The sequence below is a fragment of the Streptomyces sp. PA03-6a genome, from assembly GCF_033792765.1.
In the GTDB taxonomy this organism is placed as follows: Bacteria; Actinomycetota; Actinomycetes; order Streptomycetales; family Streptomycetaceae; genus Actinacidiphila.
The window spans coordinates 1-8,713 of record NZ_JARAVK010000318.1; the positions used below are offsets into that span (position 1 = coordinate 1).

The following is an 8,713-nucleotide window of genomic DNA, read 5'->3' on the forward strand; positions in this document are numbered from 1 at the left end:
CCGCCGTCCCCGACGCCGAGGGGCACCTCCAGGTGACCCTCCCCCCGACCTCCTGGCCGGACAGCGGCCCCGTGGCGACCTGGCGTCCCGCCCGTCCCGCCGACGGCACCGGGGAGCGGCCCGCCGCCCGGGACGCGGCGCCCGCCGACGGCCCGACGACCACCGGCACCGGCGCCGGGAACGTGGGCGTGGACGCCCTCGCCGCTCCCGCGCCCGGACCGGGGCCGGCGCAGGACGCGCCGGACACCCCGGCCCGGCGGGACACCCCGCAGCGCGGCCTGTCCGAGCAGACCCGCACGGTCGCGCTGCCCCAGGGCCGCCGCGGAGGCGGGAAGGCCGCGGAGGCCGGCAGCCGGATGGCCGGGGCCATAGGGGGCTGGGCCAGGCGCCTGGCGGCCGGACGCGGCGCCCCGGGCGCCGACGGCCCCGGGGGCGGCGCGGCGACGTACGACCAGGCCGACGCCGCCGCGCTGCGCGAGCGCTGGCCCGATCCTGCGGCCGTCCTGCTCACCGCGCTCGGACCGGGCCCGCGGCTGTGGGAGCGCGCCCTCGGCCATCCCGACCTGCTCACGGTCCGGCTCGGCACCGCCGACCTGACCGCCGAGGACGGCTTCCGGACGCTGCCCGCCGTGCCGTTCACCGTCGACCTGCGCGACCCGCACACCCATGTGCTGGGCCTCGCCGGACCGCGCCCGAGGCTGTCCGGGCTGGCCCGGGCGGTGATCGCCCAGCTGTGCGCGCTGCACCCGCCCGGCGTGCTGGAGGTCGTCCTGGTCAACGCCGACCGCTCCCGTCCCGCCGAACAGCGGGCCGAGGAGTGGGGGTGGCTGAACTGGCTGCCGCATCTGCGCCCGGCGCACGGCCAGGACTGCCGGCTGCTCACCGCCACGGACCGGGAGCAGGCGGAGGCCCGCGTCTCCGAGGTGGTCCGGCGCATCGAGGAGGGCCCGCTCGGCACGGGCTGGGCGACCGCCTCCCCGGAGGAGGTGGCCGAGGCCGCGGCACGCCGCGAGGGCCCGTACACCCTGCTGGTGGTGGACGGCGACCCGGGCTCGGCCTATCTGCGCGAGGCCGCGGGCCGCATCGCGGCCGCCGGGCCGTCGGTCGGGGTGCACCTGCTGTGCCTGGCCGAGAGCCCGGAGCGGCTGGCCGCCGGGTGCGGTGCCGTCGCCGTACTGGAGGGCGACGTCGCGACGACGCTGCGGATGGAGCCGCACGGCCCGGAGCACATGACCATGGAGGCGGTGTCGGCGGCCTGGGCCGAGCGTTTCGCGCGCGCCCTCGCTCCGCTGCGCGAGGGCGACGCCGCCGCGCCCCGGCGTACGCGCTCCGCGCTGCCGCCGACGGCCCGGCTGCTGGACGAACTGGACCTGGCCCTCGCCACCCCGGCGAAGATCGCGACCCGCTGGGCCGAGCCCGCTCCCTCCGGCGGCGCCGCCGCGGCGGTCCTGGGCGCCGGCCCGGAGGGCCGGGTCCTGGTCGACCTGGTCGCCGAGGGGCCGCACCTGCTGGTCGGCGGCGCCGCGGGCGCCGGCAAGACCGAACTGCTGCGTTCGGTGGCCGCCGCCCTGTCCGCGGGCGAGCGGCCGGACCGGCTGGCCCTGGTCCTCGTCGACGGCGCCGGGTCGGAGCGCGGCGAGGGGCTGCGCACCTGCACCGACCTCCCGCACGTCTCCACCTATCTGTCCGCCTCCGACCCGGTGCGGATGCGCGAGTTCGCGCAGGCCCTCACGGCGGAGCTGAGGCGCCGTGACGAGCTGCTGGACGGGGGCGACTTCGCGCAGTGGCACGAGCGCCGCCGACTGCCCGCCGTGCCCCGCCAGGTGGAGCCGGGCCACGCCCCGGCCGGTGCCGCCGACCCGCAGGTGCGCGGCGCGGTGCGGGTACGGACCCGCACCACCGAGCCGCTGCCCCGGCTGGTCGTGGTGGTGGACGACTTCGACGTCCTGGTCGCTCCCGCACTGGGCAGTCCCGGCCGGCCCGCCGCGGGCTCGGTGGTCCGCGCCCTGGAGGGCGTGGCGCGCGACGGTGAGCGTCTCGGCGTCCACCTGGTCGCCGCGACCGGCCGCCCGGAGCGCACCGCGGGCACCGACACCGACGACGCGGCGCGGCTGCGGATCGCGCTGCGCACCGAGGAGCCGGAGTCGGCCGCGCTGCTGGTCGCCGTCGAGGAGCCGGCGACCGTCGACGACGCCCTGCCGGGCCGGGGTTACCTGCGCCGGCCGGACGGAGCGGTCACGGCCTTCCAGGCCGGACGGGTCAGTGGCCGGATCCCGCGTACGGCGACCCTGCGGCCCACGGTGGTCCCGCTGGAATGGGAGCGCATGGGCGATCCGCCGACCCGCCGCCCGGTCCGCGAACTGGGCAACGGCCCCACCGACCTCGCCCTGCTGGCCAGTGCCCTGCAGCGTGCCGCGGAGTCCGCGGCGGCCGATCCGGTGCCGCCGCTGCTCTGAGCCCTCCCGGTCCCCTGCGCCGGCCGCACCGCCGGTCACATGAAGGTCACGATCCAACCGCCGTGCGCTGAGGCGCTATTGCGGCGGTTATCAGACAGGGCGTAGGACTGAACGCGGAACAGCGGATGACGCGGGGACGGGACGCCCGGCGCAGCTGCCACGGCCATGCGGCGGGCTGCCACCGCGGCGCGGGTCCGCGCTGAGGGGATGGGCAGGCAGATGCGGACATCCAGCAGGCGCACGCGACGTACACGCGAAGCGGTCATCGCCGCCGTGGCGACGGCCGCCCTGGCGCTGACGGCCGCCGGGTGCGGCGGAGGCGACGACGACAAGGGCGACCCCGGTGGGGGCCGGAGCAGTTCCGGTGGCGGCGGGAGCGTCTCGCTGCCGGACCTCAAGGGCGTCAAGCTCGAGGTCGCGGCGGTGTGGACCGGACCGGAGCAGAAGAACTTCCAGAAGGTGCTGGACGAGTTCACCCGGCGCACCGGGGCCGAGGTCGGCTTCGTGCCCACCGGCGACAACGTCTCCACCTTCCTCGGTACGAAGATCGAGGGCGGCCAGCCGCCGGACGTGGCGTTCCTCCCGCAGGTCGGCGTGTTACGGCAGTTCGCGCAGAAGGGCTGGCTGAAGCCGCTCTCCTCCGACGTCCAGGCGCAGCTCGACAAGAACTTCACCACGGGCTGGAAGGACCTGGGCGCGTACGAGGGCAAGCAGTACGGCGTCTACGCCAAGGCCGCCAACAAGTCGCTGGTCTGGTACAACACCGCGGCCTTCGAGAACGCCGGGGTCTCCGAACCTCCGGCCACCTGGGACGACTTCCTCCAGACCGCCGAGACCCTCTTCGAGTCGGGCACTCCCCCGGTATCGGTCGGCGGGGCGGACGGCTGGACCCTCACCGACTGGTTCGAGAACATCTACCTCTCCCAGGCCGGGCCGGAGAAGTACGACCAGCTGGCCGAGCACAAGATCAAGTGGACCGACCCCTCGGTGAAGGACGCGCTCACCACCCTCGCCCAGCTCTTCGGCAAGAAGGACCTGATCGCCGGCGGGCAGAGCGGTGCGCTCAAGACCGACTTCCCGAAGTCCGTGACGCAGACCTTCACCGGCAACCCGCCGAAGGCCGGCATGGTCTACGAGGGCGACTTCGTCGGCGCGTTCATCGGCGACAACACCAAGGCGAAGGTGGGCGAGGACGCCAAGGTCTTCCCCTTCCCCGCGGTGGGCTCCGGCAAGGCGCCGGTGGTCAGCGGCGGTGACGTCGGTGTGGCGCTGAAGGACACCAAGGGCGCGCAGGCGCTGCTGACCTTCCTCGCCTCCACCGACGCGGCGAAGGTGTGGGCCTCCTCGGGCGGCTTCGTCTCGCCGAACAAGTCGCTGGACCTGTCGGCGTACCCGGACGAGGTCTCCCGCTCGATCGCCCAAGGCCTGGTCGCGGCGGGCGACGACTTCCGCTTTGACATGTCCGACCAGGCCCCGGCGGCCTTCGGCGGCACCGCGGGCAAGGGCGAGTGGAAGGACCTGCAGGACTTCCTGAGGAACCCCTCCGACGTCGCCGGCACGCAGGCCAAGCTGGAAGCGGACGCCGCCAAGGCGTACGCCGGCTAGGCGGCCACGATGGCGACGGCGGCCACGGCGAAGGGGCCGGCCGCTCCCGGCGGCGCTCCCTCCGCCCCGGGCAGGAGCGTCATGGGCACCCGGCGCTGGGTGGCGGGACTGTTCCTGCTGCCCGCGCTGGTGCTGCTGGGCGCGCTGGTGGTGTACCCGATCGGGTACACCACCTGGCGCAGCCTGTTCGACAAGGCCGGCTCGGGTTTCGTCGGCCTGCACAACTACGCCTCGGTCTTCAGCGACGACAGCACCCTGACGGCGCTGCGCAACACCGCGGTCTGGGTGGTCGTGGCGCCGGTGCTGGCCACGGCCCTCGGGCTGGTCTTCGCGGTGCTGACCGAACGGGTGAGCTGGGGCACCGCCTTCAAGCTGGTCGTCTTCATGCCGATGGCGATCTCGATGCTGGCGGCCGGGATCATCTTCCGGCTGGTGTACGAGCAGGACCCGGCGCGCGGCGCGGCCAACGCGGTCGTGGTCGGTGTCCACGACACCTTCGCCGAGTCCTCGGCGTACCCCGGGGCCCGGCCCCGGCCGAACGGCTCGCTGGCGGCCTCGGGAGGAGGCTCGTACACCACGCGGGACGCCGCCGGGCAGGGGACGGCGGTCGGGCTGCCGCTGATCGGCATCCCGGCGGCGAAGCTGCCCGCGGGCACCGCGGACGCCCGGCAGGCCGCCGCGGGCCCCGGCGTGACCGGCACCGTGTGGCTGGACTTCAAGCCGGGCGGCGGCGGCGAGCCCGGGGTGATCGACGCCGGTGAGAAGGCGCTGGAGGGCGTCAAGGTCGAGGCCGTGCGCGACGGACGGGTGGTGGCCTCGGCCACCTCCGGCACGGACGGCACCTTCTCGCTGCCCGCCTCGGCGGCCGGGGCCCAACTGCGGCTGCCGGCGTCGAACTTCGCGGAGCCATACAACGGTGTCGACTGGCTCGGCCCCACCCTGGTGACGCCCGCCATCATCGGGTCGTACCTGTGGATGTGGGCGGGCTTCGCCATGGTCCTCATCGCGGCGGGCCTGGCGGGGGTGCCGCGGGAGCTGATGGAGGCGGCGCGCATCGACGGCGCCAACGAGTGGCAGGTCTTCCGCAGGATCACCGTGCCGCTGCTGGCGCCGGTGCTGGTCGTGGTCGTCGTGACACTCATGATCAACGTGATGAAGATCTTCGACCTGGTCTACATCGTCGCGCCCGACACCTCCAAGGACGAGGCCAACGTCCTGGCCCTGCAGCTGTACCTGTCCTCCTTCGGGGCCGGCAACGACCAGGGCGTGGGCAGCGCGATCGGTGTGGTCCTGCTGCTGCTGGTCGTCCCGGTCATGGTCTTCAACATCCGCCGACTGCGCAGGGAGGCCCGACGATGACGACCGTCGCAGGCACAGCGGAACCGGCGGGCCCCGCCGAGGCGCGGGCCACCACGGCCGCCGCCCGGCGGTCCTTCGCCTCGCGGGTGGCGGCCCGTACCAGCGGCGGGGCGCTGCGGGTGTTCCTGGTGCTGGTGGCCCTGTTCTGGCTGATGCCGACCGTGGGGCTGCTGATCTCCTCCTTCCGCGGGCCGGTGGACATCGCCGACTCCGGCTGGTGGAAGGTGTTCACCACACCCTCGCAGCTGACCGTCACCAACTACCGGGAGCTGCTCGGCAACGACGCCGTCACCTCCTCGCTGGTCAACACCGCCCTGATCACGGTGCCGGCCACGCTGCTGGTGGTGGTGATCGGGGCGCTGGCGGGCTACGCCTTCGCCTGGATGGAGTTCCCGGGCCGGGACTGGCTGTTCCTCGTGGTGGTGGGGCTGCTGGTGGTGCCGGTGCAGATCGCGCTCGTCCCGGTGGCGAAGCTGTTCGGGCAGATCGGGATCTTCGGCGACATCATCGGCGTGGTGCTCTTCCACGTCGGCTTCGGCCTGCCGTTCGCGGTCTTCCTGCTGCGCAACTTCTTCGCGGAGATCCCGCGGGAGCTGCTGGAGGCGGCCCGGCTGGACGGCGCGGGCGAGCTGCGGCTGTTCGCCACCGTGATCATGCCCCTGGGCGGCCCGGCGATCGCCTCGCTCGGCATCTTCCAGTTCCTGTGGGTGTGGAACGACATGCTGGTGGCGCTGATCTTCTCCAACAGCGGCTCGCAGCCCATCACGGTCGCGCTGCAGCAGCAGGTCCGGCAGTTCGGCAACAACATCGACGTCCTGGCACCGGGGGCCTTCGTGTCGATGGTGGTCCCGCTCGTCGTCTTCTTCGCCTTCCAGCGCCAGTTCGTCTCCGGCGTCATGGCGGGCGCCGTGAAGTGACCCCGTAACCCTCCGCAGGCCAGAGGGGCAACACTCCGTCGTCGGACGGGTCGCCGTACGCGGCGTACGCCCGGGATATAACGGGCATACGCCGCGTAAGCCGACATTATGGATGTGCTGCCTTGCCCCGGTTCAGCGTCATCGTGCCCGCCCACAAGGTGCAGGCCTACCTGCACGAGTGCCTGGAGTCCGTGCTCGGGCAGAGCTTCTCGGACTTCGAGGTGATCGCCGTCGACGACCGCTCCCCGGACGCCAGCGGTGCCATCCTCGACGCCTTCGCGGCCCGCGACCGCAGGGTGACCGTCCTGCACCTGAAGGAGAACGTGGGTCTCGGCCCGGCCCGCAACGCCGGGATGGCCCGCGCCACCGGGGACTACCTGCTCTTCCTCGACAGCGACGACACCCTCGCGCCCGGCTCCCTGCAGGCCGTCGCCGACCGCCTGAAGGAGACCGCCGAGCCGGACGTGCTGGTCTACGACTACGCCCGCACCTACTGGGACGGCCGTGTCGTGCGCAACCAGCGCGCCCCCCTGCTCGCCCAGGACGCACGCCCCGCCGGGCCCCTCGACGACCGGCCCGAGCTGCTGCGGCTGCTGCCGGTCGCCTGGAACAAGGCGTACCGGCGGGAGTTCGTCCAGCGCCGCGACCTCGCCTTCCCGCCCGGCTGGTACGAGGACGTCCCCTGGACCTACCCCCTGCTGCTGTCCGCCCGCAGCATCGCGGTGCTCGACCGGGTCTGCGTGCACTACCGGCAGCGCCGCCGGGGCAGCATCCTGCGCACCACCAGCAGCCGGCACTTCGACGTCTTCGACCAGTACGACCGGGTCTTCGCCTTCCTCGACCGCAACCCCGCCCTCGACAGCTGGCGGGCCGCCCTCTTCAGCCGGATGACCGACCACCTGCTGGCGGTCTACAACACCCCCGGCCGGCTGCCCCGCTCGGCCCGGGGCGTCTACTTCCAGCGCTGCAGCGTCCACTTCCGCCGCTACCGCCCGCAGGAGCCCGGCTCCCGTCCGCACGGCGTCCCCGGCGGCACCCGGCGGCTGCTCGTGCGGCTCGGCGCGCGGCAGGTCTTCGACGCCGTGCGCACCGCCAACGCGCTGCGCAGGAGGCTGCGGCGGCTGGTGAAGGACACCGCCCGGGCGGCCCGGGAGGCGGGCCTGCGGCTGCACTACCGGATCCAGCGGCAGCGCCGCCTCGACCCGGACCTGGCCGTCTTCGCGGCCTGCCGCTACGCCGGCTACGGCGGCGACCCCGCCGCCCTGGAGGCCGCCGTCCGCGACCTGGCCCCGCACCTGCGCACCGCGTGGATCACGACCCCGGCGTACGCGGCCACCCTGCCGCGCGGCGTACGCCGGCTCCAGCCCGGCTCGCCCGCGTACTGGACGGCGCTGGCGCGCGCCACCTATCTGGTCAACGACGTCAACTTCCCGCACGCCTACCGCAAGCGGCGCGGCCAGGTGAACCTCCACACCCACCAGGGCACCCCGCTCGGCCGCACGGGCCTGGACGTCCAGGGGCACCCGGCCGCCTCGGCGGGCCGTGACTTCGCCCGGATGCTGGCCCACACCGACCGCTGGGACTTCTGCCTGTCCGCCAACCCGCACTCGACCGTGGTCTGGGAGCGGGCCTACCCCGCCGGCTACACCACCTTGGAGCACGGGCGGCCCGGCAACGACGTCCTGCTGCGCGCCGACGCCGACGACGTGCGGCGGATCCGGGCCCGGCTGGGCATCCCGCCGGAGTCCACGGCGATCCTGTACGCGCCCGCGCACCGCGACTACCGGCGCGGCTTCCACCCGCCCGTCGACCTGGTCCGGCTGGCCCGTGAACTCGGCCCCGGCCACGTGGTCCTGTACCGGGCACCGGACGGCCACGGCGGCTCGGGCACGCTCCCCGAGGGGCTGCCGGACACCGTGCTGGACGTCTCCGCCCACCCTTCGGTCCAGGAGCTGTGCCTCGCGGCGGACGCCCTGGTGACCGACTACTCCCCCCTGATGTTCGACTACGCCGGCCTCGACCGCCCGATCGTGGTCCACGCCGAGGACTGGACGGCCTACCGGGCCGCCCGCGGCACGTACTTCGACATCACCGCCGGCGCCCCCGGGCCGGTCGCCCGGAGCGAGGACGAACTCCTGTCCATCCTCACCACGGACACCTGGCGCGGCCCCCGTTCGGCCCAGTCCCGGGCGGCGTTCCGGGCCCACTTCTGCCCGTGGGACGACGGCCACGCCGCCGAGCGGGTCGTGCGGCGGGTCTTCCTCGGCGAGGACGGCGGCGTGGCCGTCTTCCCACGGCCAGAAGTGGGCCCGAAACTGTTCCTTAAACACATTTTACCCGGCCCACAAAAAAGGCCGGGAATAAATCGGTTGACGC

5 protein-coding genes are annotated in these 8,713 nt (G+C 74.1%); all 5 read left to right on the top strand.

The features are described 5' to 3' along the window. The coding region (locus PV350_RS41195; RefSeq protein ID WP_500338528.1) for an FtsK/SpoIIIE domain-containing protein at positions 1-2,456 on the top strand (2,456 nt) is incomplete at its 5' end. 219 nt (positions 2,457-2,675) lie between these two features. Next, a complete protein-coding gene (locus PV350_RS41200; protein WP_499512129.1) occupies positions 2,676-4,061 on the top strand; it encodes an ABC transporter substrate-binding protein in 1,386 nt (461 codons plus the stop codon). An 81-nt stretch (positions 4,062-4,142) separates the two neighbouring features. Further along, positions 4,143-5,420 (top strand): carbohydrate ABC transporter permease, encoded by a 1,278-nt coding sequence (locus PV350_RS41205; protein ID WP_499512130.1) that lies wholly within the window; start codon positions 4,143-4,145, stop codon positions 5,418-5,420. Continuing rightward, positions 5,417-6,337, top strand: a complete 921-nt coding sequence (locus PV350_RS41210) for a carbohydrate ABC transporter permease (protein WP_499512131.1) — start codon at positions 5,417-5,419, stop codon at positions 6,335-6,337. The genes PV350_RS41205 and PV350_RS41210 overlap by 4 nt, the downstream gene beginning before the upstream one ends. A gap of 122 nt (positions 6,338-6,459) precedes the next feature. Continuing rightward, the coding region (locus PV350_RS41215; RefSeq protein ID WP_500338531.1) for a bifunctional glycosyltransferase/CDP-glycerol:glycerophosphate glycerophosphotransferase at positions 6,460-8,713 on the top strand (2,254 nt) is incomplete at its 3' end.